Annotated in this window: 27 protein-coding genes, 4 tRNA genes and 1 riboswitch; of the genes, 18 read left to right on the top strand and 13 right to left on the bottom strand. The window is 63.1% G+C overall.

The window, feature by feature from the left end; all coding sequences use genetic code 11:
* Positions 1 to 16: 16 nt before the first annotated feature.
* Genes J9885_RS00250 through mdtD form a run of 3 tightly spaced genes read left to right on the top strand, consistent with a single transcriptional unit; the run spans position 17 to position 4,058 of the window.
* A complete protein-coding gene (locus J9885_RS00250) occupies positions 17 to 1,411 on the top strand; it encodes a D-arabinono-1,4-lactone oxidase (RefSeq protein WP_043762864.1) in 1,395 nt (464 codons plus the stop codon).
* 43 nt (positions 1,412 to 1,454) lie between these two features.
* Positions 1,455 to 2,600, top strand: a complete 1,146-nt coding sequence (locus J9885_RS00245; RefSeq protein ID WP_043762867.1) for a GTP-binding protein — start codon at positions 1,455 to 1,457, stop codon at positions 2,598 to 2,600.
* Positions 2,601 to 2,660: 60 nt separating this feature from the next.
* On the top strand, positions 2,661 to 4,058 hold the full coding sequence (gene mdtD / locus J9885_RS00240) for a multidrug transporter subunit MdtD (protein WP_210547727.1): 1,398 nt from the start codon (positions 2,661 to 2,663) through the stop codon (positions 4,056 to 4,058).
* A 29-nt stretch (positions 4,059 to 4,087) separates the two neighbouring features.
* Here the strand turns inward: mdtD and J9885_RS00235 are convergent, their stop codons facing one another.
* The 3 genes from J9885_RS00235 to folB all read right to left on the bottom strand — a co-directional run bounded on the left by J9885_RS00235 (position 4,088) and on the right by folB (position 5,578).
* Complete coding sequence (locus J9885_RS00235) at positions 4,088 to 4,576, bottom strand: YbaK/EbsC family protein (protein WP_210547726.1); 489 nt, start codon at positions 4,574 to 4,576, stop codon at positions 4,088 to 4,090.
* 121 nt (positions 4,577 to 4,697) lie between these two features.
* On the bottom strand, positions 4,698 to 5,207 hold the full coding sequence (folK, locus tag J9885_RS00230) for a 2-amino-4-hydroxy-6-hydroxymethyldihydropteridine diphosphokinase (RefSeq protein WP_134694791.1): 510 nt from the start codon (positions 5,205 to 5,207) through the stop codon (positions 4,698 to 4,700).
* On the bottom strand, positions 5,207 to 5,578 hold the full coding sequence (folB, locus tag J9885_RS00225; RefSeq protein WP_210547725.1) for a dihydroneopterin aldolase: 372 nt from the start codon (positions 5,576 to 5,578) through the stop codon (positions 5,207 to 5,209). Before folB ends, folK begins: the two co-directional genes overlap by 1 nt.
* A 171-nt stretch (positions 5,579 to 5,749) precedes the next feature.
* On the opposite strand from folB, the gene plsY reads away from it, so the two are divergent.
* The 7 genes from plsY (at position 5,750) to J9885_RS00190 (ending at position 9,223) form a co-directional block, all read left to right on the top strand.
* Positions 5,750 to 6,412 (top strand): glycerol-3-phosphate 1-O-acyltransferase PlsY, encoded by a 663-nt coding sequence (gene plsY, locus J9885_RS00220; RefSeq protein ID WP_210547724.1) that lies wholly within the window; start codon positions 5,750 to 5,752, stop codon positions 6,410 to 6,412.
* Between the two features lie 47 nt (positions 6,413 to 6,459).
* A tRNA-Phe gene (locus tag J9885_RS00215) sits at positions 6,460 to 6,535 on the top strand.
* Between the two features lie 52 nt (positions 6,536 to 6,587).
* Positions 6,588 to 6,663, top strand: a tRNA-Thr gene (locus J9885_RS00210).
* A 3-nt stretch (positions 6,664 to 6,666) separates the two neighbouring features.
* Positions 6,667 to 6,742, top strand: a tRNA-Phe gene (locus J9885_RS00205).
* A gap of 6 nt (positions 6,743 to 6,748) precedes the next feature.
* Positions 6,749 to 6,824: transfer RNA gene (locus J9885_RS00200), tRNA-Asn, on the top strand.
* Between the two features lie 228 nt (positions 6,825 to 7,052).
* Entirely contained in the window at positions 7,053 to 8,396 is a 1,344-nt protein-coding gene (locus J9885_RS00195; protein WP_210547723.1) for a potassium channel family protein, read from the top strand.
* Between the two features lie 227 nt (positions 8,397 to 8,623).
* On the top strand, positions 8,624 to 9,223 hold the full coding sequence (locus J9885_RS00190; RefSeq protein ID WP_134694794.1) for a Yip1 family protein: 600 nt from the start codon (positions 8,624 to 8,626) through the stop codon (positions 9,221 to 9,223).
* 83 nt (positions 9,224 to 9,306) lie between these two features.
* On the opposite strand, the gene J9885_RS00185 is transcribed toward J9885_RS00190, so the two are convergent.
* Complete coding sequence (locus J9885_RS00185; protein ID WP_210547722.1) at positions 9,307 to 9,639, bottom strand: hypothetical protein; 333 nt, start codon at positions 9,637 to 9,639, stop codon at positions 9,307 to 9,309.
* A gap of 350 nt (positions 9,640 to 9,989) precedes the next feature.
* Complete coding sequence (locus tag J9885_RS00180) at positions 9,990 to 10,856, bottom strand: EamA family transporter (RefSeq protein WP_210547721.1); 867 nt, start codon at positions 10,854 to 10,856, stop codon at positions 9,990 to 9,992.
* 104 nt (positions 10,857 to 10,960) lie between these two features.
* Between J9885_RS00180 and J9885_RS00175 the strand changes: the two genes are divergently transcribed.
* The gene (locus J9885_RS00175) at positions 10,961 to 11,419 is read left to right on the top strand and encodes an Lrp/AsnC family transcriptional regulator (RefSeq protein ID WP_210547720.1); all 459 of its coding nucleotides are present in this window, start codon (positions 10,961 to 10,963) and stop codon (positions 11,417 to 11,419) included.
* Positions 11,420 to 11,497: 78 nt separating this feature from the next.
* Here J9885_RS00175 and J9885_RS00170 read toward each other — a convergent pair whose 3' ends face one another.
* From J9885_RS00170 to treR, 4 genes are all read right to left on the bottom strand, one after another.
* Entirely contained in the window at positions 11,498 to 12,109 is a 612-nt protein-coding gene (locus J9885_RS00170; protein ID WP_210547719.1) for a sugar O-acetyltransferase, read from the bottom strand.
* On the bottom strand, positions 12,109 to 13,773 hold the full coding sequence (treC, locus tag J9885_RS00165; RefSeq protein ID WP_210547718.1) for an alpha,alpha-phosphotrehalase: 1,665 nt from the start codon (positions 13,771 to 13,773) through the stop codon (positions 12,109 to 12,111). The genes J9885_RS00170 and treC overlap by 1 nt, the downstream gene beginning before the upstream one ends.
* Positions 13,774 to 13,861: 88 nt before the next feature.
* Complete coding sequence (treB, locus tag J9885_RS00160; RefSeq protein WP_043762897.1) at positions 13,862 to 15,292, bottom strand: PTS trehalose transporter subunit IIBC; 1,431 nt, start codon at positions 15,290 to 15,292, stop codon at positions 13,862 to 13,864.
* A gap of 186 nt (positions 15,293 to 15,478) precedes the next feature.
* A complete protein-coding gene (gene treR / locus J9885_RS00155; protein ID WP_210547717.1) occupies positions 15,479 to 16,426 on the bottom strand; it encodes a trehalose operon repressor TreR in 948 nt (315 codons plus the stop codon).
* A gap of 139 nt (positions 16,427 to 16,565) precedes the next feature.
* On the opposite strand from treR, the gene J9885_RS00150 reads away from it, so the two are divergent.
* From J9885_RS00150 to ansB, 3 genes are all read left to right on the top strand, one after another.
* Entirely contained in the window at positions 16,566 to 17,516 is a 951-nt protein-coding gene (locus tag J9885_RS00150) for an AEC family transporter (protein WP_043762901.1), read from the top strand.
* A gap of 116 nt (positions 17,517 to 17,632) precedes the next feature.
* Complete coding sequence (locus J9885_RS00145) at positions 17,633 to 17,827, top strand: heavy metal-associated domain-containing protein (RefSeq protein WP_210547716.1); 195 nt, start codon at positions 17,633 to 17,635, stop codon at positions 17,825 to 17,827.
* A gap of 129 nt (positions 17,828 to 17,956) precedes the next feature.
* A complete protein-coding gene (gene ansB, locus J9885_RS00140; RefSeq protein WP_134694803.1) occupies positions 17,957 to 19,015 on the top strand; it encodes an L-asparaginase 2 in 1,059 nt (352 codons plus the stop codon).
* An 80-nt stretch (positions 19,016 to 19,095) separates the two neighbouring features.
* On the opposite strand, the gene J9885_RS00135 is transcribed toward ansB, so the two are convergent.
* Complete coding sequence (locus tag J9885_RS00135; protein WP_246876759.1) at positions 19,096 to 20,076, bottom strand: sodium:calcium antiporter; 981 nt, start codon at positions 20,074 to 20,076, stop codon at positions 19,096 to 19,098.
* A gap of 88 nt (positions 20,077 to 20,164) precedes the next feature.
* A riboswitch (yybP-ykoY riboswitch) is annotated at positions 20,165 to 20,271 on the bottom strand.
* 180 nt (positions 20,272 to 20,451) lie between these two features.
* Here J9885_RS00135 and J9885_RS00130 point away from each other — a divergent pair.
* A complete protein-coding gene (locus J9885_RS00130) occupies positions 20,452 to 21,039 on the top strand; it encodes a superinfection exclusion B family protein (RefSeq protein WP_043762908.1) in 588 nt (195 codons plus the stop codon).
* 67 nt (positions 21,040 to 21,106) lie between these two features.
* On the opposite strand, the gene J9885_RS00125 is transcribed toward J9885_RS00130, so the two are convergent.
* The 3 genes from J9885_RS00125 to J9885_RS00115 form a co-directional block, all read right to left on the bottom strand.
* A complete protein-coding gene (locus J9885_RS00125) occupies positions 21,107 to 21,565 on the bottom strand; it encodes a methylglyoxal synthase (protein ID WP_041211864.1) in 459 nt (152 codons plus the stop codon).
* 265 nt (positions 21,566 to 21,830) lie between these two features.
* Positions 21,831 to 22,310, bottom strand: a complete 480-nt coding sequence (gene bfr, locus J9885_RS00120; RefSeq protein WP_134694807.1) for a bacterioferritin — start codon at positions 22,308 to 22,310, stop codon at positions 21,831 to 21,833.
* A 141-nt stretch (positions 22,311 to 22,451) separates the two neighbouring features.
* A complete protein-coding gene (locus tag J9885_RS00115) occupies positions 22,452 to 22,658 on the bottom strand; it encodes a bacterioferritin-associated ferredoxin (RefSeq protein ID WP_043762913.1) in 207 nt (68 codons plus the stop codon).
* A 137-nt stretch (positions 22,659 to 22,795) separates the two neighbouring features.
* Here J9885_RS00115 and J9885_RS00110 point away from each other — a divergent pair, with 137 nt between their 5' ends.
* The 3 genes from J9885_RS00110 to coxB all read left to right on the top strand — a co-directional run bounded on the left by J9885_RS00110 (position 22,796) and on the right by coxB (position 26,687).
* Positions 22,796 to 23,110, top strand: coding sequence for an HlyU family transcriptional regulator (locus tag J9885_RS00110; protein ID WP_210547714.1), 315 nt, complete (start codon positions 22,796 to 22,798; stop codon positions 23,108 to 23,110).
* Positions 23,107 to 25,179, top strand: a complete 2,073-nt coding sequence (locus tag J9885_RS00105; protein ID WP_210547713.1) for a GNAT family N-acetyltransferase — start codon at positions 23,107 to 23,109, stop codon at positions 25,177 to 25,179. The genes J9885_RS00110 and J9885_RS00105 overlap by 4 nt, the downstream gene beginning before the upstream one ends.
* Before the next feature lie 380 nt (positions 25,180 to 25,559).
* Entirely contained in the window at positions 25,560 to 26,687 is a 1,128-nt protein-coding gene (coxB, locus tag J9885_RS00100; RefSeq protein WP_210547712.1) for a cytochrome c oxidase subunit II, read from the top strand.
* Positions 26,688 to 26,692: the final 5 nt, after the last annotated feature.

The raw sequence follows: 26,692 nt of genomic DNA, 5'->3' as shown, positions 1-26,692 counted from the left end.
AGAGATGAGGCGCGGTATGACGGTTCAGTTCCAGGCATTTCACAGCATCAAGGCGATTGGCAGTCGGGAGGTGCTGTTCAACTGGTCCAGAACCAATCCCCTCGGCGCCCTGGAGCAGGTGTGGCGCCCGAAACATCGCGACGAGCTGCAACAGCTGCTGCGCGAATACCCGACGCGCAAGCTGCGCCTCATCGGATCCGGCCTCTCCTTTGAGCCCATCCACAGCGTCTATGCCGAGGGCAGCCAGGCGCTGCTGGTGGACCTGCACCACCTGCGTGGCCCCCTGGGACACACCGCCGACACCGTGACCTATCAGGCGGGCACGCCGCTGGACACCGTCTATGCGGATCTTGTCGCCATGGATCGCATGCTGCCCGCGTCCCCCGGCGTCATCGGCATCCAGACCCTGGGCGGGGCGCTCAGCACCGGCACCCATGGTCAGGGGCTGCACCAGTCCGCCCTGTGCGACGCGGTGGAGGCGCTGACCGTGATGCTGGCCGATGGGGAGATCATCCGGGTGGATCGCACCGATCCGCGCTTCGGCGCCTTCGTGATGGGGATGGGGATGCTCGGCATCCTGCTCGACGTCACCCTGCGCACCGTGCCGAACCGCATCATGCGCTGCACCAAGTTCACCACCGACTACCCCTTCCTGCTGGCGCATAACGAGCGCCTCAACCGCGAGCATGCCTTCGTGAAGAGCTGGTGGTTTGCCTGGACCGGGGAGAGCCACATCTGGCTGGTGGATCCCGCTTCCGAGGAGGAGGTGGCCCGCTACCGCGCCGCCGGCAGCGAGCCGCTGCAGCTGGAGGGGGACATCGACGGCCGCATGAACGCCACTATCGACGCCACCCTGCAGAAGATGGCAAAAGACACCAAGGACGAGGCGCTGGCGGGGGAGCACTTCGAGACGGTACGCCGCTTCAAGGACGCCTCGGATCTGGTGGGCAACGTCTACCAGATCCTCTGCAAGGGGATCCCGGCGCCCCAGATCAACTGCGAGGTGGCGGTGCCCCTCGAACGCATGGGCGAGGCCCTCGAGATCCTGCAGGCCTGGCAGGAGGCCAACCCGGGCGTGCTGCACTACCCCTTTATCCTGCGCTGCACCGGTCCCTCAGAGGCCTGGCTCAGCGCAGCCCATGGCAAGTCGGTGTGCTGGATTGGTTTCCTGGTCTATCTGGCGGCGGACGGCACCTTCGTCAACGGCTCCATGGAGCAGATGCGCGAGCTGCAACAGCTGCTGGTGCCGCTTGGCGGTACCCCGCACTTCGGCAAGCACCTGGCGATGGATCTCTACGACTTCCCGGCCCTGCTGCCGCGCTGGCACGACTTCCTGGCCCTCAAGGGCGAGCTCGACCCCCACGGCCGCTTCGAAAACCGCTGGCTCGGCGAGCTGTTTGCCAACAAGTGAGGGTGGTTGGCCCTCTCATCACGCCAGGTTTTAAGGATTTGACATGACCGATATGCAAGACACCCGCATCCCCGTCACCCTGCTGACCGGCTTCCTCGGCAGCGGCAAGACCACGCTGCTGAACCACTGGGTCAAGCAGCCCGAGCTCGGCGAGTGCGCCGTGCTCATCAACGAGTTCGGCTCCGTGGGGCTGGATCACCACCTGGTGCAGCAGGTGGACGAGCAGGTGGTTCTGCTCGATTCCGGCTGCATCTGCTGCTCGGTGCAGGGCTCCCTGGTGGAGGCGCTGCAGGGGCTTTTCATGAAGGCTATCCAGCGGAAAATTAAGCCTTTCAAACGGCTCATTATCGAGACCACCGGGCTGGCTGACCCGGCCCCCGTGCTGTTCACCCTGCGTGAGGAGGGCTTCATCGCCCAGCGCTACCGCTTCGACGGCACCGTCACCGTGGTGGACGCGGGTCATATCGAGCAGCAACTGGCGGCACAGTACGAGGCGGTCAAGCAGGTGGCGCTCGCGGATCTGCTGGTGGTGAGTAAGGGGGACCTGGTGGATGAGGAGACCCTGGCGCGGGTCGAGAGCCAGCTGGCTGCCCTCAACCCGGCAGCCCCCGTCGAGCGGGTCAGCAACGGGGTGCTCTCCCCCGCCGTGCTGGAGAAGCTGGGCGCCTACAACGAGGCGGCCGGGCGCGACGTGCGCCAGCTGCTGGCCTGGCTGCGTACCGAGTCCCCGAGACAGGGGCTGGCATCACCCATGCAGCCGAAGATGACGCCGTTTGCCGCCAAGGTGGGCACGGCCGCGCCGACCCATGTCGCGCACGGCGGCTCTTTTGCTCACAACAATATCGAGAGTTTCTCCCTGCGCATCGGCGAACCCCTCAAGCCCTCGCGCCTGCTGGCGGCCATCGATGGGGTGCAGGCACAGTACGGCGACGCTCTGTTGCGCCTCAAGGGAATACTGCAGCTGGAAGGGGAGAGCCAGCCCGTGGTGATCCACGGCGTGCACGGCCAGCTCTATCCGCTGCAATCCCTGGGGGAGTGGCCGGAGGGCAAGGCCCAGTCCCGCCTGGTGTTCATCGTGAAGAGTCAGGACAGGGAAGGGATAGAGCGCCTGTTCCTCGACACCCTGAGGGCCCCTGAGCCCAGTCTGGAGGAGCGGCTCAAGGCCATGCTAGGCCAGCCGGATGCCTGATATGCTGATATGACCCGTCTTCGTGCGGGTCTTTTCTTATCTGACGAGGAGGTGACTGCCATGCCCGACAGCACACAGATGGTGACCCCGGCCCAACGCAAGTGGCTGCCCTGGCTGACCGCGGTCGGCTTCTTCATGCAGACGCTGGATGGCACCATCCTCAACACGGCCCTGCCCAGCATGGCCGAGGCCCTGGGGGAGAGCCCGCTGCAGATGCAGTCGGTGGTGATTGCCTACATGCTGACGGTGGCCCTGCTCATCCCGGCCTCCGGCTGGCTGGCAGACAGGTTCGGCACCCGCCGCGTCTATCTGGCCGCCATCCTGCTGTTTACCCTGGGATCCCTCGCCTGTGCAGTCGCCAACTCCCTGCCGGTGCTGGTCGTTGCCCGGGTGCTGCAGGGGGTGGGGGGCGCTCTGCTGATGCCCATCGGGCGCCTGGCGGTGCTACGGGTCTACAGCAAGCACGAGCTGCTGCGGGTCATGTCTTTCGTCACCATCCCCGGTCTGCTCGGCCCCCTCATCGGCCCGGCTCTGGGTGGGTGGCTGGTGGAAGTGGCGAGCTGGCACTGGGTCTTTCTCATCAACCTGCCGGTGGGGGTGATAGGCTTTGTGGCGAGCTGGCACTTCATGCCCGAACTGCGGCAGATCACCGCGCGCTTCGACTGGCAGGGATTCGTGCTGTTCAGCATCGGCATGGTGCTGGTCTCCGTCGGCCTGCAGGGGCTGGGGGAACACAGCCTCTCCACCGGCTGGGCGCTGTTCGCCCTCCTGTTCGGGCTGGCCGCCATGGCGAGCTACTGGCTCTATGCCGCCACGGCCGCGCAACCCCTGTTCAGCCTGGCGCTGTTCAAGACCAACACCTTCGCCATCGGCATCTGGGGCAACCTGTTCGCCCGCCTCGGCAGCGGTGCCATGCCCTTCCTGACCCCGCTCTTCCTGCAGCTGGGGCTCGGCTTCTCACCGAGCAAGGCGGGGATGACCATGATCCCCACGGTGCTCGGGGCCATGCTGACCAAAACGCTGGTAAACAAGCTGATCCCGCGCATTGGTTATCGCCGCATCCTGATCGGCAACACCCTGGCGCTCGGGACCATGATCGCCAGCTTCTACTTCATCGACAACCAGGTGCCCCACGGCGTGCTGCTGGGGTGGTTGGCGGTGTTCGGCGCCATCAACTCCCTGCAGTTCTCCGCCATGAACACGCTCACGCTGCAGGATTTGAGTGCCGAGCATGCCAGCAGCGGCAACGGCCTGCTGTCGGTGGTGATGCAGCTCTCCATGAGCCTGGGGGTGGCCATCGCCGCCAGCCTGCTGGGGCTCTTCTCCGCCGGTCATGCGGTGCAGGAGAGCGAGCGCTGGCTCGACGGTTTCCACCTCACCTATCTGTGCATCGGGCTGATGTCCATGCTGGCCGCCCTGATCTTCGCCCAGCTGGCCAGGGAGGAACGCAAGGGGTGATGGCCGCGCCCCGAGAATCGGGGCGCACGTCATATCGCGGGGGCGGGCAGGTAGCTGACCTGGCAGGGGAGGCGGGCGAGCACGCCGGCCAGATGCTCGGTGGCCAGCAGAAAGGTCAGCTCCGGGTGGCCCGGGGTCCAGGTGAAGGCGTGGTGGGTCATGAGCACGGGATCCACCAGCAGGGGCACGTCGGCCCTCGGCAGGAAGGGGCAGACGGCGCCCGGCAGGCAGCCGATCTGCGCTTGCATCTCCTCGGCGCTGCAGATGGAGGGCTTGGCGCCGAGAATTGCCCTGACCGCCTTGCTGTCGAGCCGCCCATCCCTGTGGGTCAGCAGCAGGGCGAAGCGATCATCCTTGAACTTGAGAAACAGGGTCTTGCTGAACTCCGCCTGCCAGCCAAGCCGGGCCTTGACCCGCTCGTCGGTGGCGTAATCCAGGATGGGTTCGTGTTCGTAGCGCTGATGGGGCAGCCCGGTCAGCAGCTGGCAGTTGAAGGCGTGAATGGCGTCGAGGGGCATGGGGTTCTCCTGTGCAGAGGGCCATGCTGCCAGTCGTTCAGACGCAGGCCCAATCACCGTTTCTTATCCATCATCAGCGCTGTCCATCAGCAACAAGGGCACCGCGAGGTGCCCTTGTGGATCAGTGATGCTGTAGTTCGCACGCTTCCCAGTGGAAGGGTATGGGGTTCAGGCGCTGGGAGGCCTTGTCATAGGCCAGCCACAGCTCGCCGAAGGGGCGGCCGTCGACGGGATGGCACAGCTCTGGGGCCAGCTCCGCCAGCGGCCAGAGTACGAAGGCGTTGGTGAGGATCTCGCCGCGGGGCAGCGCCACCGGCTCCTCGCACACCAGATCGCCGTAGAGCAGCAGGTCGAGGTCCAGGGTGCGCGGCGCGAACTTCTTGGCGTCCGGCTCGCGGCCGTTGGCGAACTCCATGGCACGCAGCCGCTGGCAGACGCTGGCCAGGGGCATATTGGTGCGGGCGGCGACCACCAGGTTGTAGAAGGGGCGGCCGTTGAAGCCCACCGCCTCGCTCTCGAACACCCGGGAGACGGCAAGGGGCCCGAACTCGGCGTGCAGGGCATCGAGGCCAGCGCGGATGTGGCGCTCCCGCTCGATGTTGGATCCCAGGCTGATGTAGATGGTGGTCATCAGCTGGCGCTCGCGGCCGGGGTGCGATGGCGCAGGATCTCGACCCCGACGCCGGCGGCATTGGGCACGGCGCCCGGCTTGGTCAGGGTCACCTTGACCCACTGGACGCGATCGTCGTCCAGCACCAGGGCGGCAACCTGTTCGGCCATGGTTTCGACCAGCTCCACGACCTTGCTCTGGGTGTGATCACAGATCTTGCGGGAGAGGGTGGCGTAATCCAGCGCCAGGTTGATATCGTCGGTTGCGGCGGCGGGGCGGTTGTCAAACCCCATCTCGAGATCGAAGCAGAGCTTCTGGCGAATGCCCTTCTCCCACTCATAAACCCCTATGGTGGTCAAAACCTCGAGTCCGCGAATAAACACCTTGTCCATGACAGTACTTCTTCTTTACTCTTGATGGGCTGTGAAAACAGCGCAGGGATGCAGGCCTGGTAAGCTGATTGCCGCCGGCGGCCGGTTTGGGCGACACGCGTTCGGGCAAGCCCAGACCAGAGAATGTGGCCCGCATCATACCCCATTCATATCGTGGTAAAAACGACCAAGATGACGGCCCTGACGATTTTGATGATTATTCTGGCCTATCTGGGCGGCTCGCTGTCCAGTGCCGTGCTGGTTTCCCGCATCACCGGGCTGCCGGATCCCCGCGACCACGGTTCCCACAACCCGGGGGCGACCAATGTGCTGCGCCTCGGGGGCCGGATGGCCGCGCTGATCGTCCTGCTGAGCGACGTGCTCAAGGGCATGGCGCCCGTCTATCTCGCCTGGTATCTGGATATCAAACCCGTCTATCTCGGTTTCATTGGCGTCGCCGCCTGCCTGGGCCACATGTACCCCATCTTCTTCCACTTCCGGGGCGGCAAGGGGGTCGCCACGGCGCTTGGTACCATGCTGCCCATCGGCTTTGCCATGGGGGGAGCCGTGATTGCCACCTGGCTGCTGGTGCTGATGGTGAGCGGCTACTCTTCCCTGGCCTCCATCATTACCGTGCTGCTGACGCCCCTCTTCACCTATCTGCTCAAACCGGAATATACCCTGCCTGTCTCCCTGCTCTCCTGCCTCATTCTCGTCCGTCACCACGAGAACATTACCCGTCTGCTTAAGGGAGAGGAGTCCCGCCTCTGGCGCCGCCGGGGAGGGGCGTCTCCCGTAGAAGTGATGAAAATGGGTGGTGCTGCGCAAAAAAGAGACGAACGAGACGAAAAGTGAAATTTCCCGTTGACCACCTGCCTTAAAATCCGTTTAATAGCGCCCACGCCCAGATAGCTCAGTCGGTAGAGCAGGGGATTGAAAATCCCCGTGTCGGCGGTTCGATTCCGTCTCTGGGCACCACATTTTGGTGCCATGAAATAAAATTTTGTTCATGCACAATGGTTTAAAGTGTGCCGGCTTAGCTCAGTAGGTAGAGCAACTGACTTGTAATCAGTAGGTCACCAGTTCGATTCCGGTAGCCGGCACCATTTGCCCAGATAGCTCAGTCGGTAGAGCAGGGGATTGAAAATCCCCGTGTCGGCGGTTCGATTCCGTCTCTGGGCACCAAATTGTTCCTCCGTAGTTCAGTCGGTAGAACGGCGGACTGTTAATCCGTATGTCACTGGTTCGAGTCCAGTCGGAGGAGCCAATTCAAAAGCCCAGCAGCAATGCTGGGCTTTTTTCTTGCCTGTCTGCCGGGGCCATTTCCTCACCGCCGATGGTGGCCTGGATGGTTATGGCTTCTTTATCCCTTCTTCATCAGTCACTTATCGTCGCATCCCCTGGCGTGCCCCGCCCGTTTTTCCGTAAGCTTGCGTCCAGCCGTCGTTCTCGAAAGGGTCTTTCTGGCGGGGCACATCCATGACCGAGGTAATCTATGAACGCAACCGAGCTGTGGCAGCTTTCCCCCGAGCAATTCAACGCGTGGCGACGGGAGAACGACTATCCCCTCATCTGGGATCTACTGGTGGCGTCGCTGCCCCATTTCGGCGACTGGATGGCGGAGCAGAAGATAGAGAAGAGCGTGATCTTCCAGATAGGGATCGCCCGTTTCATCAGCTCCCGCTGCGTGCTGAGCCTGTGCGTCTACATGAGCGACGACAAGATCCGCCTGTACGAGACCGCCTCGGGCGCCCTGGAGTCCCTGCGCAAGAGCGGCCTGATCCGTTCGGAGATCCGCTTCGAGCCCTACTGCATGTGGCTGGCCGGCAAGTATGGCAAGGACGAGGTGAAACGTGTACAGAGCCTGCTCTCCGTCTCCGAGAACAACAAGGGAGAGGCCCAGGTGCTGGGTCGGCATCGTCTGCTCAACATCGGCAGCGTGGCGCTCAAGAGCCCCATCATCTCCGGTCGGCTGCTGGACTTCACCTGCCTCGACGAGCTCTCTCTCGACGGGGCCGTCAACAACTCCAAGGTCTATCTGTGGCACTGCTCGGCCAAGGGGGTACGGGTCAATGGCGGGGTCATCGGGCTGGATCTGTTTGATTCCCTGCTTTGGGACCACAGGGCCTGGGCCAAGAAGCGTGAGCTGGCGCTGGAGGACGGGGTGTTTCAGGACTTCACCATAGAGTGCGAGGAGATCCGCTTTCACTCCTCCCGGGCCGTGCTGAAGAACTTCAACGTCCGCGCCAAGAACTTCGATGCCACCATGGAGCACACCAACCTGGACAAGGTACAGGTGACCTACAACGAGAATGGCCGGATCGATCACAACGAGGCGAGCAAGCTCTATCGCAACGCCAAGCGACTCTTCTCCAGCGTGGGGGACACCGTCGATGCCGGGGAGTGCTACTACCAGGAGAAGCTGCACGAGATGAAAGCCCTGGCCAGCCCGCGGGAGCTGTTCAGGGAGCGCTGGCTGCGCAGCGGCCTGCTGAGCAAGGGGTGGCTCTCCCTGCTGTGTTACCTCAGGTGTGCCGGCAAGTTCATCAGCTTCATCACCTGGGGATTCGGTGAGCGGCCCATCCGCAGCCTGTTGATGTCGATGGGGGTCATCCTGCTGGCGACCCTGACTTATTTCGTGACGCCGGAGTCCGCCACCCACGGCCATCTGGGGCGCTCACTCTATTTCAGCATCGTGACCTTCGTGACCCTGGGATACGGCGACATCTCCCAGACTTCCTCCCCCCTCCAGCTGCTGTCGGCCATAGAGGCGTTCTGCGGCATGTTCCTGACCGGCCTCTTCCTCGCGGGTTTTGCCTCGAAAACCAAGCAGTACTGACGACGAAGCGGGCGTCAGGCCACCGTCTCCCGACAGCCAGTCTCCATCAGCCCTGCCCGTCGGCGGGGCAGCCTTCCTTGACGCAGCGGCACTGGAGCGACTTTATTTAAAGTCATCGCTCGCCGTGGCGAATGATGGCGCACCGCGCGCGGCATGACAAAAAAACAGACAGGGGAGCGAGCACGGTATCGATCAGCACACCATCACAGCAGAGAAGGAATAACGCTATGATATTGAATCACTTATGGGGATTGTATGCCCATCCTCACACCGAATGGCATACCATAGACGAGCGACACGACAGTTTCAGAAACAGTCTGTCCCATATCCTGATCGTTGCCCTGATCCCTCCCATCTGCGCCTACTACTCCGCCGTACACATCGGCTGGAGCATAGGCGTCGGTGATCCCATCACCCTGACCGCCAACAGCGCACTCATGCTGTCGATCGCCATGTACGTGACGCTCATCATCGGCGTCCTCGCGCTCTCCTATCTGGTGCACTGGATGGGTCACACCTTCGGTTCGGATCCCAGCTACACAACCTCGCTCGAGCTCGCGGCCTACACCTCCACGCCGCTCTTCATGGTCGGCTTGTCCGCCTTCTTCCCGCACCTCTGGTTCGTCATGATCATCGGCCTCATCGGGCTGACCTACTCCGTCTACCTGCTCTACGTGGGGGTGCCCATCCTGATGCACATCTCCAAGGAGCAGGGATTCATCTATGCCAGTTCCGTGGTGACGGTCGGTCTGGTGCTACTGGTCTGCGTGCTGGCTGCCACGGCCATTCTGTGGGGATCCGGCTTCGGCCCCGTGTTTACCCAGTAGGGTTTCAGCCGTTCGACAAGGACGACAAGGGCGCCATGATGGCGCCCTTGTCGTGTCTGGCGGGGAGAAATGGATTGTCGTGATCAGCGCGCCTTGCCGCTGCCGATGCCAAACGGCAGGCGATAGTCGCTGCTCTGATCCCCGAGGCTGACGGTCAGGTTGCCCTGGGCGCGGCTCGGAATGTGCACCTGCTGGGTACCCATCAGGCTGGCATGAACCGAGGCCACCAGGTCACCGGACTCGTCACGTACCTCCAGCTGGGGGTTGTTCTTGCCAGCCAGTGCGGCGCCGGCATGCCAGTTGACGAACAGCACGCCAGGGGCTGCGTTGAAGTCGGCGGGAACGGCCGCCTGGGCAACACCAACACTCATCAGGCCTGCGACGGCCAGCATCTTGATTACGTTTTTCATGTTCATTCACTCTCTTGGTTTTTATGTCATTGGCAGGGCCGGTCAGACCCATATCAATGCATCCATGCAAGAGGTCATTCAAATCGTGTGTTGTTCTTTCACTGATATCAGGCACCCGGTTCTGTGGTGCCATCACCATGAATGACCAGCTATGTTGCGGCTTGGCGCTCCTGCTCAAGCGATGTGTGAATATTAAACAGCCTCACTCATCATTGTTAGCGAGATAAACTGGCCTACATGTTCAAAAAATGTGAACTATTTCTGTGCACAAAAATTCGCGCTTGTACCGAGACTCTGAGCCCGCAGGTGTCCCGTCACCGCCCGGCCGCTGGCCACGGCTCCCTGTTATTTGCGGGTCAGGCCGGGTCGGGCCGCCTTCGTCCCGCATACCAGGTGGTACCCATGGAGGCGGCGATGATGGCGGCGATCCCGAGCCACTGGGCGGGGGGCAGCCGCTCTCCCAGCAGCATCAACCCCATCAGGGCCCCCATGGCGGGTTCGCCGCTGGTGAGAATACCGTAGCTCTTGAGCGGCAACCGGCGCAGGGCAAACATCTCCAGCGAATAGGGGAGGGCGCTCGAGAGCAACCCCACCCCCGCGATGGCCAGGATCACGGGCAGGGTGAAGGAGGCCTCGCTCGCCCCGGCGAGGCCGAAGGGGAGCACCAGCAGGGTGCCCACCCACATGCCAAGGGCCGGCGCCTGCGCACCCAGCAGGGCTCCGGCCCGCTTGCCGGTCAGCATGTAGAGCCCCCAGAACACGCCGGCACCCAGGGCCAGTGCGGCTCCCAGCGGATCGATGGCCTGCTCGGCGGCCTGCAGGGGCAAGAGCAGCAGCAAGCCGACGATGGCCAGCCCGAGCCAGAGGAAGTCTTCCCGGTGGCGGGAGGAGAGCAGCGCCACCGTCAGCGGGCCGGTGAACTCGATGGCCAGCGCCACGCCGAGGGGGATGCGCTCGATGGCCAGATAGAAGAGCAGGTTCATGGCTCCCAGCGAGAGGCCGTAGGGGAGGGCGCCCAGCAGGGTGCGCCGGTCGAGGGGGGCGCGCCAGATGCGAAACACCAGCGACAGGAGGAGGGCGGCACACCCCAGCCGGAACAGGGTGGTGCCTGCGGCCCCGAGGAGGGGAAACAGCGTCTTGGCCAGGGAGGCGCCGAGGGTGATCGACAGCATGGCGAGCAGCACAGCCAGCAGGGAGGAGAGGGTGGGGGGATTCGGCGACATGGGTACAAACCTGGGTAAGGGGGAGGTAAGAAAATATATCTGGAGCCCGCCGTAATTTCGGTCTAATACTGCCCCCACGCGATAATCTTTATCTCCTGAGCCCCATGACCGACAAGTTCGACCTGCTCATCCTCGCCGAGTTGCAACAGGATGCCCGTCTGCCCATTCCCGAGCTGGCCCACAGGGTCGGCCTCTCCGCACCGGCCTGCTACCGCCGCCTTCGCACCCTGCGCGAGGCGGGGCTGATCGAGCGGGAGGTGGCGCTGGTGGCGCCGGCGACCATGGGCTGGCCCATCACCATGCTGGTGCTGGTGACCCTGGAGCGGGATCACGGCCGGATCGTCGACGAGATGATCGCCTGCCTGAAACGGGAGCCCGAGGTGATGGACCTCTGGTATGTCACGGGCGAGCAGGACTTCGTGCTGCAGGTGGCGGCCCGGGACATGCAAAGTTACGAGCAGTTCACCCGGCGCGTGCTGCACGCCAGGGAGCAGGTGCGCAGCTTCAAGACCCTGGTGGTCATGGGGCAGCATAAACGCTGTGGTGCCCTGTTGCCGGTGTGAGAAGGGACAGAGGCGGATTCGTTTAGTCAGGGGGCATGGCGCTTGGAAAGAGGGCAGGCGTGATGCCTGCCCTGAGAGTCAGCCTGCCGCCAGCTCCTCCGCCGTCATGGGGCGCAAGACGCGGCAGGGATTGCCGACGGCGACCACCCCGGGCGGAATATCCCGGGTGACCACGGATCCCGCCCCGATCACGCTGTTGTCCCCTATGGTGACGCCGGGGCAGATGACGACGCTGCCGCCGATCCAGACGTTGTTGCCGATGCGCACCGGCGCCCCGAACTCCACCCCCCTGATGCGCGGCGCCACCGCCACCGGGTGGGCGGCGGTGTAGATCTGCACCCCGGGCGCCAGCAGCACGTTGTCACCGATGTGCACCTCGCACACGTCGAGGATGGTACAGCCCACATTAGCGTAGAAATTCTCCCCCACGAAGATGTTGGCGCCGTAGTCGCAATAGAATGGCGGGTTGATGGCGCACTGGGCGCCGCGCCCGCCGAGCAGTTCATGGAGCAGGTCATCCTGCGCCGGCTTCTCCTGCCACTGGGTGTTGAAACTGTGGTAGAGGTGGCGGCAGCGCTCCCGCGCCGCCTTCAGCTCGGGGTCCCCCGCATCATAGGGCTCCCCCGCCACCATCTTCTGCCACTCGGGGCCGCGCACGGCTGGTCGTGTCGCTGTCGTTGCGTCAGTCATCATTGCTCCATCAGCCAGATCAGGGATTCATAAGGGCGCAGTGTGCAGGATCCCGGCTGTGCCAGACCGTCAGGGTAGTTACCAAGCAGCAGCCGTCCCTTGCCACCGGCCAGCTCGGCCGGCAACTCGAAGGTCGCCGGCTCGCCATAGAAGTTGCTCACCACCAGCAGGGTCTGACCGTCGGCGCGGCGGGTATAGGCCCAGATCTGCGGGTGCCCCGCCAGCAGCTCCTGATAATCCCCCTGGGTGAAGATGGGGTGGGCCTTGCGCAGCCGGATCAGGTCCCGGTAGTGCCAGAACACCGAGTTCTGGTCGGCCAGCGCCGCCTCGGCATTGATCGCGGGGTAGTTGGCGGCGGGCTTGAGCCAGGGCGTCCCGCTGGTGAAGCCGGCATTGTCCGCCGCGCTCCACTGCATGGGCGTGCGGGAGTTGTCCCGGGACTTGGCGCCCAGAATGGCGAGGATCTCGGCCTCACTCATCCCTTCGGCCTGCTTGATGGCGAAGATGTTGCGGCTCTCCACGTCCTGATAGTCATCGATGCACTGATAACCGGGGTTGGTCATGCCGATCTCCTCCCCCTGATAGATGTAGGGGGTGCCCTGCAACCCATGCAGGGTGCTGGCCAGCATCTTGGCGGCCACGACCCTGTGCTCGCCCTCGTCGCCGAAGCGGGAGACGATGCGCGGCTGATCGTGGTTGCACCAGAACAGCGCCGACCACCCCTTGCCGTGCATGCCGCTCTGCCAGTGGTTGAAGATGCGCTTGAGCTCGAGGAAATCGAACGGCGCCTTGGTCCACTTGTCGCCATTGGGGTAATCCACCTTGAGGTGGTGGAAGTTGAACACCATGGAGAGCTCGGAACCATCCAGCGCGCCGTAGCGCTGGCAGTGCTCCAGGCTGGTGGAGGACATCTCCCCCACCGTCATGGCGCCTACCGGGGCGAACACGTCGCGACTCACGTCCTGCAAAAATTCGTGGATGCGCGGCCCGTCGGTGTAGAAGCGGCGGCCATCGCCACTGTCGTCGCTGGGGAACGCTTGATCCTTGGAGATGAGGTTGATGACATCGAGGCGGAAGCCGTCGACCCCTTTCTTTGCCCAGAAGTGGATGATGTTTTTCACCTCGGCACGCACCGCCGGGTTTTCCCAGTTGAGATCCGCCTGCTCGCGGGCGAAGAGGTGCAGGTAGTACTGGCCGGTGGCGCTGTCCAGCTCCCAGGCGCTGCCGCCAAACTTGGATTGCCAGTTGTTCGGCACGCCCCCCTCCACCGGATCCTTCCAGATGTAGTAGTCGCGGTAGGGGCTGTTTTTGTCCCCCAGCGCCGACTTGAACCAGGCGTGCTCGGTGGAGGTGTGGTTCACGACGATGTCCATCACGATGCGGATGTCGCGTGCATGGGCGGCGGCCAAGAGCGCCTCGAAGTCGGCCATGGTGCCGTAGGCGGGATCAATATTCAGGTAGTCGGCGATGTCGTAGCCGTTGTCTACCTGAGGGGAGACGTAGACCGGGGTCAGCCAGAGGGCGTCGACGCCGAGGGTCTTGAGGTAGTCGAGGCGGGCCATGATCCCCTTGAGATCACCGGTGCCGCGGGCACCGCTGTCCTGAAAGCTCTTGGGGTAGATCTGGTAAATCACGGCGCTTTGCCACCAGGGTGTCTGTTTCATGGTTGGGTCGCTCATAGGTTGAAACGGGGTTGGTCTGAACAGGCCAAATGAAAAGGGCGGAGCCTGGGCTCCGCCGATGTTGTGTGGATCAGGCAGTGGCCAGATCCAGCTTGCCGGCTGCCTGCTGGCGCTTGTAGACAAGCAGGGTCAGCAGGACTGGCACCACGATGGCCACCAGCATGGCGATGGCGTAGATGCCCCAGTACTGCGGCTGGATGGAGAGGATGCCGGGCAGGCCGCCCACCCCGATGCCGTTGGCCATCACACCTGCAAACCCGCAGATGAGGGCCGCCAGGCTCGAGCCCACCATGGCACACAGCATGGGGAACTTGTACTTGAGGTTGATGCCGTACATGGCCGGCTCGGTTACCCCGAGGTAGGCGGAGATGGCGGCGGGCACCGAGATCTCCCGCTCGTTTTCCTTGCGGCTGATGAGGATGATCCCCACGACCGCAGACGCCTGGGCGATGTTGGAGAGGGCGATCAGCGGCCAGATGGGGGTGCCGCCCATGCTCTGCATCAGCTGCAGGTCCACCGCGTTGGTGGTGTGGTGGATACCGGTGATGACCAGCGGTGCGTAGAGGAAGCCGAACAGGGCCGCCCCTATGGGGGCGAAGGAGCCTGTCATGGCGGCCTTGGCGGCGAAGCCGACGCCGTCACCGATCCAGCGGCCGAACGGGCCGATGAAGGCGTGCGCCACGATCACCGCCAGCAGCAGGGAGACGAAGGGCACGATCACCAGGTAGAGATAGGCCGGGATGATTCGCTTCAAGTTGGTCTCCACCCAGGCGAGGAAGACACCCGCCAGCAGGGCCGGAATGACCTGGGCCTGATAACCCACCTTCTGGATGACGAAGAGGCCGAAGTCCCAGACTTCCGGAGTCTGCTGGCCGATACCGTAGGCGTTCATCAGCTGGGGCGAGACCAGGGTGATGCCCAGCACTATGCCGAGGATCTCGGATCCGCCCATCTTTCTCACCGCAGACCAGCAGACGCCCACCGGCAGGAAGTGGAAGATGGCCTCGCCCAGCAGCCAGAGGAAGGCGTGGACCTGGGCCCAGAACTGGCTGATCTCCACCAGAGTGTGGGTTCCGTCGTCGAACATCTTGATGTCGCCGATGACGTTGCGAAAGCCCAGGATCAGACCGCCGGTGATGATGGCGGGCAGCAGGGGCACGAAGATCTCCGCCAGGTGGGAGATGCCGCGCTCCAGCGGATTCATGTTCTGGCGGGCCGCCTGTTTGGCGGCATCCTTGCTGGCGCCGCTGACCCCGATCTCCTGGGTCAGTGCCTTGTACCACTGATCCACCTCGTTGCCGATGACCACCTGGAACTGGCCACCCTGGGTGAAGCTGCCCTTCACCGACGGTATGGTCTCGATGGCCTTGGGGTCCGCCTTGGCCGGATCGGCCAGCACGAACCTGAGCCGGGTCAGGCAGTGGCTGACGGTGGTGATGTTCTCCTTGCCGCCGATCCGCTCGATCAACTGCGCCAGATGTTGTGTGTTGACTTTTGACATGAGCCTTCCCTCTGTGACTCCATGAATAATGGTCGTTTCTTTGCCGGCTGGCCAATGACCGCCCGCTTATTGGTATCGTTCCCAATCAGCATGAGGCCAGTGGCTCGTCACGACAATGGGAACGTTCCCAATTCGTGGCGCTGGTCACAAAAAGCGCAAAATGCCGGGAATGGAGGAAAAGATAGACTACAGGGGCTGGCAGGGGGCTATGGTGGCTCTGGGGGGCTGCCCCTCTTCAATCTGATCGAGCAGCTGTCTGGCTGCCAGGATACCGGCGTCCTTGTAGCCGAAATCCAGGCTGAGGGTGTTGGCGAACAGGAAGGGGAGCATGGGGTTACTGCCGAGGCCACTGACCAGGATGTCGGTACGCCCCTGCTCTTGCAGGTACTTGGCGGCACCGATGGCCAGGGTATCGCTGGCGCAGACCATGGCCTGGGTGTCGGGGGTGAGCAGCTCGGCCGCCAGCCGGTAGCCGCTCTGCAGGCCGAGATCCCCGAGGGCGCTGCGGGGCGTGCGCCCCTGCTCATGGCAGTAGTCGAGGTAGGCCTGGTGACGGCGCAGCCCTGTGGTGAGGTCGCTGCGCTCGACCCCGAGGTAGGCGACGTCCACGAGGCCGCGGCGTCCGAGGTGCTCGAGCACGGCCCGCACCGCCCCGTCGTCGTCAAAGCAGACCGACGAGAAGCCGGGCCGCTCGCGCGCCACCAGCACCAGCTTCTCCTTGAGCGGCGCCATGGAGGCATAGTCCAGATCGTTGAAGGCGAACAAAATGATGCCATCCACCCCGCGCCGCTCCAGCACGGCCAGGTGCTCGCTCACCTTGGCGGGGGAGAATTTGCTCTCCATCAGCACGGCGTCGTAGCCACGCTGGTAGAGGGTTTCCAGCATGCCTCGCACCGCCTGGTTCTCGGAGCTGGAGTCCAGACGCGACACGACGATACCGACCACCTGCTGGCTCTGGCTGCGCATGGCCCTGGCCGATTTGCTTGGCACGAAGCCGTGCTCGGCGATCACCGCCTCGACCCTGGCCCTCGTCTGGGCATTGACCTTGGGATCCTGATTGAGCACCCGGGAGACGGTCGACTTGCCGACCCCGCTGAGGCGAGCGATATCGAGGATGGTCAGTTTCTTTTCCATGAGGGATCCGTGACAGGGGGAGGGTGACAACCGGGATGCCGACATTGTTGTTATTAAGTCCTGTGAATACAAGCCCATGGCGTTAGAATGCCCTTTTCCCTGGCGACTTTCTTCGTCGTCGTTGCACAGGACGCGCATCATGGATCTGTTGGCAAGTCTGCACTTCTCCCTCTCCATCACGGGCCCCATCTGTTTGGTGCTGCTGCTCGGCATCTGGCTCAAGCGGCTGGGGCTGTTACCAGACAGCTTCGTGGAGTCCGCTTCCCGCCTGGTGTTCCAGGTTACCCTGCCGGCCCTGCTGTTCCTCAGCATGGTGCGCACCGACTTCTCCACCATGCCGAGCCCCTGGCTCATCGTTTACGGCCTGCTCGGCACCCTGGCCGGTTTTCTGGTGCTGGAGATACTGGCAGCCCGCTTCATCCGTGAGCAGAAACTGCGGGGCATCTTCGTGCAGGGCAGCTTTCGCGGCAACATGGGGATCATGGGGCTGGCCTATGTGCAGAACGCCTACGGCCCCGAGGGGATAGGGGCCGCCGCCCTGCTGGTGGGCTCGGTCACCGTGCTCTACAACATCCTCGCGGTGATCACCCTGACCCGTAGCCTGGGGGGCGGAAAGGGGCTCAAACCCATACTCAAGGGGATCGTCAAAAACCCCCTCATCATTGCCATCCTGGCGGCGCTGCCCTTCGGTCTGCTCGGTATCGAGCTGCCCCAGCTGGTGATCACCACGGGCAACTACTTCGCCAACATGACCCTGCCGCTGGCCCTGCTGTGCACCGGCGCCAGCCTCAACCTCAAGGCCCTGCGCGGCGGCGCCATGCTGACCGGCTGGGCCACGGTCAACCGGCTGTGCTGCATCCCCGTGTTGCTGGTACTGGGCGCCTGGGCACTCGGGTTCAGCCCGCAGGCCCTCGGCATCCTGTTCCTCATCAGCTCCACCCCCACCGCCGCCGCCAGCTATGTGATGACCCGCGCCATGGGCGGTGACAGTGCCCTCGCGGCCAACATCATCGCCACCACCACCCTGGGCTCGCTCGTCACCACCAGCCTGGGGGCTGCCCTGATGAACTATCTGGGGCTGATGGGGTGAGGTGATGGACGTCAGCATCATCATGACCATGCCGGGATCTTTGCCCAGCACAGGGGCTTGACCTTGCCGCGGGCGGCAGCTTTAGGCTGATTGCACATCAACAGAGGAGGTATCCCATGACCATTCAACTGACCGTTTCCGGCATGTCCTGTGGTGGCTGCGCCGTCAGCCTGCAAAAAGCGCTGCTGGCCCAGCCAGCCGTCAGCGAAGCCAGCGTCGACTTCGCCAGCAGCAAGGCCGTCATCGAGAGCGAGCTGAGCAAGGAAGAGCTGATCGCCCTGATCGAAGCCCGGGGGTTCACCGCGGAGTGAGTTATCACCTAAGTGGTAAAAAACAGACTAATATTCTGTTTGCTTCTTTTTATTGGTGAGAGCGATCACTTAAATTCCGTTTAAAAAGAATAAAAATGCTGCAATCAAACCCAAAAGAAGGATTGCAGCATGACCCTCCCTCTCCGCAAGACCCTGCTTGCCGCCGTACTCGGACTGACCCTCTCCCCCATGGCCATGGCGCTGCCGAGCGTGCACATACTGGCCACCGGCGGCACCATTGCCGGCGCCGGGCAGTCCGCTACCCAGTCCAACTACGAGGCCGGCAAGGTGGCCATCGAGACCCTGATCGCGGCCGTCCCCGAGATGAAGAACGTGGCTGAGGTGCAGGGGGAGCAGGTGGTCAAGATCGGCTCCCAGGACATGAACGACGAGGTGTGGCTCAAGCTCGCCAAGCGGGTCAACGAGCTGCTGGCCAAGGATGACGTGGACGGCATTGTCATCACCCACGGCACCGACACCATGGAAGAGACCGCCTACTTCCTGAACCTCACCGTGAAGAGCGACAAGCCGGTGGTGCTGGTCGGCGCCATGCGCCCCTCCACCGCCATGAGCGCCGATGGCCCCATGAACCTCTACAACGCCGTGGTCACCGCCTCCGATCCCGCCTCCAAGGGGCGTGGCGTCATGGTCGCCATGAACGACACCGTGCTGGATGCCCGCGACGTCACCAAGACCAACACCACCGGCGTGCAGACCTTCGCCGCTCCCAACTTCGGCCCGCTCGGCTATATCCACAATGGCAAGATCGACTATCAGCGCACCCCGGCCCGGCTGCACACCAGCCAGACGCCGTTCGACGTGAGCAAACTCGACAAGTTGCCCCGGGTTGGCATCGTCTACAGCTACGCCAACGCCTCGGATCTGCCGGCCAAGGCCCTGGTGGATGCCAAGTTTGACGGCATCGTCAGCGCCGGGGTGGGTAACGGCAACCTCTACCACACCCTGTTCGACACCCTGGCCCAGGCGAGCAAGGACGGCATTCGCGTGGTGCGCTCCGCCCGCGTGCCGACCGGCGCCACCACCCTGGATGCGGAGATCGACGACGCCAAGTACGGCTTCGTGGCAGCCGAGACCCTGAACCCGCAGAAGGCGCGTATCCTGCTGATGCTCGCCCTGACCCAGAGCAAGGATCCGGCCCAGATCCAGCGCTGGTTCCAGCAGTTCTAAGCAGCCCGCACCGCGTTGGCTGACGCGGGGTGCCGGCCATGAAGGGGGTGGGAGATACCCGCCCTTGTTCATGGCGCTCGTCAGCTTGCGATCAGCCAGCCGCAGAAGCCCAGATAGAAGAGTCCCGCCAGGGCGAGCCTGCCCGCCGTCATCCATTCCCGCCGAAAGCCCCACCACAGGAGCACCACCGCCAGCAGCGTCACCAGGGACGAGGCCAGCATGACGTCGTCCAGCAACCAGGGGGTGAACAGCAGGCAGAATGCCTTGGGGATGGTGCCCTGGATCATCATGGCGCCGGAGACATTGGCCAGCGCCAGCCGGTACTTGCCCTGCCGCACCCAGAGCAACACGTTCATCAGCTCCGGCATCTCGGTGGCCACCGGGCTCAGCAGCAGGGCTGCCTGCACGGGGGAGAGGCCGGCCAGCTTCCCCAGGCTCTCCAGCTGATGGACGAACAGCTGGGCCGCCAGCGCCATCGCCATCAGGGCCGTCAGGGTCTGCAGCAGTACCTTGCCGAGCGTCGGGATCCTGGCGTGCGGATCCAGCCTGAGCGGTTCGGGCAGCAGGGCCTCGTGGCGATCGATCTGCCTCAGCTCGCGCCTCACGTAGGCGAGGTACACCAGCACGAACAGGGAGGCCAGCCAGGCTTTGCCGGGGAAGGCCAGGGTGCCGAGCAGCACCGCCAGCAGGAAGATACCGATGAACCAGGCCTGGTCCCGGGCGGTGCCGCGCAGCACCTCCCTGTCGATGATCCTGTGGGTCGGGCTCATGCACAGCAGCAGGCCGATGGCGCCATAGCCCAGGGTGGCCAGCACCAGGGGGCCGCCGAGAGCCGCCCCTATCCCGAGCTGCTGCTGGGCGGGGGCCTGCCCCATCAGCAAGGCGGTCAGGGTGACGATGCATTCCGGCAGGGCCGTGCCGAGGGCCGCCAGCAGGGAGCCGGTGGCGCTCTGGGAGAGCCGGAAGTGATGGCCAACCCATTCGATGCCGTTGACGAAGTATTCGCAGGCCCGGTAGATGGTGATGGCAGAGAGCAGAAATAACAGCAGGGTGATCAGCATATGAGTAGCCGCCAGGCGAGCAGGATAACCGATGGACCCGACATGGCTCGCCTGGCTGGCGTACATGTCGAGGCCAAAGGTCTTGCAGAGCGATGGATGCCATCGCCGCCCATGCCATGGACCTGTGGATCCAAGCGTGTTGACATGAGCCCTGCCCGGATCGCGGGCGGGTTGCTACTCCCCTATGACAGTGGGGGCGTTGTACCAAGCCGGCGGCCGCCCCACAAGGCAAAACCGGGATATCGCGGGGACCAAGTTGTAAGGGGGTGTAACGACGGCCTGCCGGGATCCTGATCTTTCCCCCGGGATCTGCGCTCTGGCACAGGGATTGCTATGAGTTGGCTACTGTCCACATTGACTTGGGAAGGGTGAACGATGAAACGGTGGATCCAACATTTTTATCAGCTGAACCGCCTCAACTGGCTGATGGTCTGGCTGCTGCTCTGCTGCAGCATCATTCTGCTGTTCCCGGCCGGCCTGATGAAGGGGGCCGTGAGCCAGTGGGCCACGGCCCACGCCGCCTGGCTCGGGGTCGGCATGCTGATCGCCATCTCCTACTTCTGCAGCCAGGGCTTTCTGATCGCCTGGGAGTGGGCCTGTGACGAGTGGCAGTCCCGCCGCCAGAAGGACCAGCTGGCCCAGATGATCGGCTTCCTCGACTTCAACGAAAAGGCGGTGCTGCGTGAGTTCGTGCTGCAGCGTAAAAGCGTCATAAACCTGCCGATCACCGAACCTGCCGTCAAAAACCTGATGGATGCCGGCGTGCTGACCTATGCCTATGGCAAGCCGGTACGGGAGAAGGAGGACGAGAACCAGATCCGCGCCCTGATGATCGCCCTGCCGGCCCGCCCCCTGCTCACCTACAAGGTGCTGGGGCTGTCGCGCGGCAAGATGAGCGACGAGCAGGTGGAGCAGATCATGAACGCCAGACCCAAGTTCGCGCAGAAGAGCCTTCAGCGCTGACCTTTCCCTATCCCCATAACTGAAAAGAGCCGGACACTTGTTCCGGCTCTTTTCTGTCTGGCGTGGGTTACTCGGTTCTGGCCTTGAGATAGCCGGCGTAGTCGGGCACCTGCACGCTGAAGGCCTGTTGCATGTGCGGGCTGTCCATGATGAAGTCCGCCGTCGCCTCGTTGGTGGCGACCGGGATGTTCCAGACTGCTGCGAGGCGCAGTAGCGCCTTGACGTCAGGATCGTGAGCGGCGGGATTGAGGGGATCCCAGAAGAAGATCATCACGTCTATCTTCCCTTCGGCGATGAGGGCGCCGAGCTGCTGATCCCCTCCCATGGGGCCGGAGAAGAGACAGGTGATGGGCAGCTGCGCCTTCTTGCCGAGCAGGGTGCCCGTGGTGCCGGTCGCATAGAGATGGTGGAGCTTGAGCTCCTCCTTGCGGCGCAGCACCCAGTTCAACAGCGGGGCCTTCATGTTGTCGTGAGCCACCAGGGCGACCCGCTTGTGGGGCGCCATCTCGCGTGCAATCAGTTCCATGGAATTCATCCGTAGCAAAGTGATGGGATTGGGGGCGTATCCTAATCGAAAGCGACCTGCGTCGCTGCGCCATGCATCGTAACTGTGATCGCGGTGACGGTTCAATGTGGCGCAAGGTGCGTCTCGGCAGGGGAAAGGAGGCGGGTCACGGGATACGGGAATATGGTCCAGATCTGCGAGGGCTCACGACAAGGGCTATGTGCGGTGTGCATGAGGTGCGGCGCAGAAAAAAACCCGCCTGGGCGGGTCGTTTCTCGTCGGGGATTCAGGATGATTCCGAGTGGAGCTGGGATTGCTGGTAATTTTCCAGACCGATGCGCTCAATAAGGTCGAGCTGGGTTTCCAGCCAGTCCACGTGTTCTTCTTCATCCTCCAGGATATCCTGGAACAGGTCGCGGCTGACGTAGTCCTGCACCGACTCTGCGTAGGTGATGGCCACCTTCAGGTCCGGGATGGCGTCCATCTCCAGTGACAGGTCACAGCGCAGCATCTCTTCCACCGTCTCACCGATGCGCAGCTTGCCCAGATCCTGCAAGTTGGGCAGTCCTTCCAGAAACAGCACCCGCTTGACCAGCTCGTCGGCATGTTTCATCTCATCGATAGACTCATGATACTCCTTGTGCCCGAGCCCCTTGAGGCCCCAGTCATCGTAGATGCGGGCATGCAGGAAGTATTGGTTGATGGCTACCAGTTCATTGGCCAGCACCTTGTTGAGGTGGGCAATGATTTTGGGATCTCCTTTCATCGACATTACTCCTCGTGTTCGAGCCTAGGGCAAGGATCACTAGAGCTTAGTCCAGAAAGATGACAATCAGGGGATGGCGAATCGGCACTCCTGACACGAGGAGCATTCGCTTGGGGTGACGAGGGGTCTACAGGCGAGGTATCAGGCCACTTCGTAGTAGAGTGGCGCCTGCTCCGACTCCATCTTGTCCAGCTCTGCGGCGATGATCTCCATCGTCATGCGCACGCACTTGCCACATTGGGCCCCGACTTCCAGCGATTGCTTCAGTTGCCGGAACTCGGTCTTGCCTGCCTGTACCGCCTTGCGGATCTGGTTATCTGTGATGCCGCGGCACAAACACACGTACATAATATGGACCTCATGCTGGAATGAGAGAAATCTAAATGAGAATGGTTCGTAGTGCAAAGAACGAATCGTAATAAGATCCCGTGCTTGCTACCTATTCTCCCCTTGGGGAGAATGCCACCATCAGAGAGGAGGCGAACATGCTGAAGAAACTACTCAATGCCTTGTTCAAGGGACAACCTGCCCAGCACGCCGAGGTCACACCGACCGAATATGCCGGTTATCTCATCTATCCCGAGCCCATGGCAGAGGGGGGGCAGTTCCGGCTGGCGGGTCGTATCACCAGGGAGGTGGACGGGGTCGTGCAGACCCATCGCTTCATTCGCTCCGATCTCTTCGTGAACCCCGCCGATGCCGAACGCTTCATGGTGCAGAAGGCCCACACCTTCATCGCTCAGATGGGGGATCGCATGTTTGAACCCAGGATCAAACCGGAACACAACCCGGCACCATGAGTCCTGTCGAGCTGGCCACCTTGCGCCAATCCCTTGCCCGCGCCGGTGAACGGCGTCTGATCTGGCTGGAAGGGGAGGAGGCGGACTGCATCGCCCGTGCCGAGCCCCTGCTGGGGGAGGCGGTATTCTGGTTGGGAAATGGGCCCGAACGTCACGCGCCTTTGCCCGCCGCCAAGGCATTGCAGCGGCTCGGCCAGGAGTGCGACACCCTGGTCTTCAACGCTTTCAGCGGCTTTCACCCCGATGCATTCGGTGCCTTGTCGGGCACGCTGCGGGCGGGGGGGCTGTTGCTGCTGCTGACGCCGCCCAGAGAGGCGTGGCCGGCGTATCCGGATCCGGACAGGTTGAGGCTGGTTGCCCAGCCCGAGGACGCCGCTCGGGCAGGGCACGGGTTCATCGCCCGCCTGGTGCGGCTGCTGGCGGGGGATCCTGCACTTACCTTGGATCCCCTATACAAGGGCGAGCCCTGGCATCCCCTGGATGTGAGCCGGCCATTGAGCGCGGATCAGGCCCTCGGGTTGCCCGCTATCCACAAGGTGCTTTACGGCCATCGCCGGCGCCCCCTGGTGTTGAGTGCCGATCGCGGACGCGGCAAGAGCGCCTTGCTGGGGCTGGCCAGCGCCGAGCTGCTGAGCCGGGATCCCGCCTTGAGGATAGCGGTGACGGCCCCCTCGCAGGCGACCGTCGCCACCCTCTTCGCCCATGCCGAAGCGGCGCTGGGCAACATGCCAGAGAGGCTGGCGGGGTTGAGCTATGTCTCGCCGGACCGGGTGGCCAGGGGAGAGGTGCAGGCGGATCTGCTGCTGGTGGACGAGGCGGCCGCCATACCGACACCGCTTCTGGAGGCCATGCTGGCCCGCCACAGCCGCATCGTCTTCGCCACCACGGAACACGGTTATGAGGGAACGGGGCGTGGCTTTCACCTGCGCTTCAAGCAGGTGCTGGATCGGGAAACCCCGGACTGGCAGGAGCTGCACCTGGCGGAGCCCATTCGCTGGAGCCGGCACGATCCGCTGGAGCCCCTGACCTTCCGGCTGCTCGGCCTCCACGCCGACACAGTGGCACCGCAACCACCGACGACCGCCAGCTGGCGACGGCTGGAGCAGGCTGTGCTGGCTGGCGACGAGGCCTTGCTCAACCGGGTATTCGGCCTGCTCGTGCTGGCCCACTACCAGACCAGCCCCAGCGATCTCAGGTACTTGCTGGAGGGGCCGGATCTCGACATCCACCTGCTGGGGCAGGGTGACGCGCTGCTCGGTGTGGCGCTGGTGGCGCGAGAGGGCAATATATCCCCTGCATTGGCCCAGGACATCTGGGCAGGACGGCGGCGTCCTCGCGGCCATCTGCTGCCCCAGTCGCTGCTGGCCCACGCCGGGTTCATCACGGCAGGGGAGCGCACCTATGCCAGGGTGATGCGCATCGCCATTCACCCCAGCCTGCATCGCCTGGGGCTGGGTTCCTTGCTGCTGGACAGGCTGGAGACGCACTATCGCACATTGGGGGTCGACTATCTGGGATCCGCCTTCTCCGCCAGCCCCGATCTGCTGCCATTCTGGCTCAAGGGGGGGCTGAGGGTATTGCGCATCGGTCTGCAGCGGGATGCCGCGAGCGGCAGTCACGCGGCCTTGCTGCTGAAGCCGCTGCAAGCTGAACGCCATGAGGAGCTGGCGCAATGGCGCCAGCGCTTCGTGAGCCAGCTGCCGACCCTGCTCGCGGGAGAGCTCAGGCAGCTGGATGCCGAGCTGGTCTGGCTGTGCCTGAGAGGGGAGCCGGTTGTCGGGGCGCCGGAGCTGGATGCCTTCGAGCATCAGGAGCTTGACTGCTTCGCCCATCACCACAAACCGTTCGAGCTGTGCCAGGCCACGCTGCAACGCTGGCTGGGCAGCAAGATGGCGTTGCTGGATGACCTGAGCCCCGACGAGCGTCGGCTGTTGATTGCCACCATCTGGCAATATGCGCCCTGGGCCGAACTCGCCGCAGCACAGGGTCTGGCTGGCAAGCCTGCCCTGATCAAGGCCCTGCGCGCCCTGCTGGCCAGGTTGCTGGCACCGAGGGTACCCGGGGGCTGACAGCCTTGGCGGTACAGGACATGGCGCATCGCCGAGACATGAACGAGGGGCCTGATGGCCCCTTGTTCATATCGGGTCTCTAGCCTGGCTACCTGTCTTGGGGGTGAGAGCTGTGCCGGACTGATGTGAATGCAAAGGATGGCTGAGTCGGCAGGCCATCTCGTTCGGACTGCCTGCCCATACTGCTCGGATGAGTACTGCCTCGCGTGCCGGCATTTTGGTTTTTTCCGAATATGGACTAATACTTGAATGTAAATGGCAGTTTAATAAATTTATTTATTTCAAATGGTTAGCCTTATTGGTAGTTAATGCCGTCCATCTTTTCTAACGTGCACAGGGAGTGCAATGTGGGAAAAAATGCAGTTAACCATGGCGCCTGGATGATGTGGCTTGTCAGCAGCAGCGCCTTCGCCAACGACATCTCCTTCAACATGACGCGCGGGGTGACCGCCATCAGTCAACAGGTCTATGACCTGCACATGACGATCTTCTACATCTGTTGCGCCATCGGCCTGCTCGTCTTCGGCATCATGCTCTGGTCCATCGTGTGCCATCGAAAGTCTCGCGGTGCCAAAGCCGCTCAATTCCACGAGAGTACCCGCGTCGAGCTGCTCTGGACGGCGATCCCCGTGCTGATCCTGATCGCGATGGCGGCCCCGGCGACCTCCACCTTGCTGAAGATGGAAGACACCTCCAAGGCCGACCTGACCGTGCTCGTCACGGGATCGCAATGGAAGTGGCATTACAAATATCTTGAGCATCCGGTGGCGTTCTACTCCCTGCTGGCGACCAGCAAGAAACAGATCTCGGGCGGCGAGCCCAAAAGTGACAACTATTTGCTAGAGGTAGATCAGCCTCTGGTATTGCCCATAGGCAAGAAGATCAGGTTCCTGATGACCTCGGACGACGTCATCCACTCCTGGTGGGTGCCCGCCTTCGCCGTGAAGAAAGACGCCAACCCCGGATTCATCAATGAAGCCTGGACCCGGATCGACAAGGCCGGCACCTATAGAGGTCAGTGCGCCGAGCTGTGCGGCAAGGATCACGGCTTCATGCCCATCGTGGTGGTGGCCAAGCCTGCCGGGGAGTTCGATGACTGGATTGCGAAGGTGGCGGCAGATCAGGCGGCAGCCAAGGCACAGCAACAGGCACAGGTCGCGGAGAGCATGACGCTGCCACAGGCCATGGAGCTGGGAGAAAAGATCTATCTGGGGCATTGTGCGGCCTGCCATCAGCCCGCCGGCACCGGACTGCCCGGCATCTTCCCGGCGCTCAAGGGCAGCAAGGTGACCACGCTGGCGGAGAATCGGGCCCAGCATCTGGACATCGTCCTCCACGGCAAGAGCGGCACGGCCATGCAACCCTTCGGCAAGCAATTGACTGCGCAGGAGCTCGCCGCCGTCATCACCTATGAGCGCAATGCCTGGGACAACAAGACCGGCGATCTCATTCAGGCTGCCGAGGTGCAGTCCCTTCTGAACCCAGTCGAACCCATCAAGGACAAGTGAGGCGT

The organism is Aeromonas sp. SrichE-2G (assembly GCF_017939565.1).
Classification (GTDB): Bacteria; Pseudomonadota; Gammaproteobacteria; order Enterobacterales; family Aeromonadaceae; genus Aeromonas; species Aeromonas taiwanensis.
The sequence above is the reverse complement of the archived record's forward strand: the minus strand, read 5'-3'. Positions and strand labels throughout refer to the sequence as shown.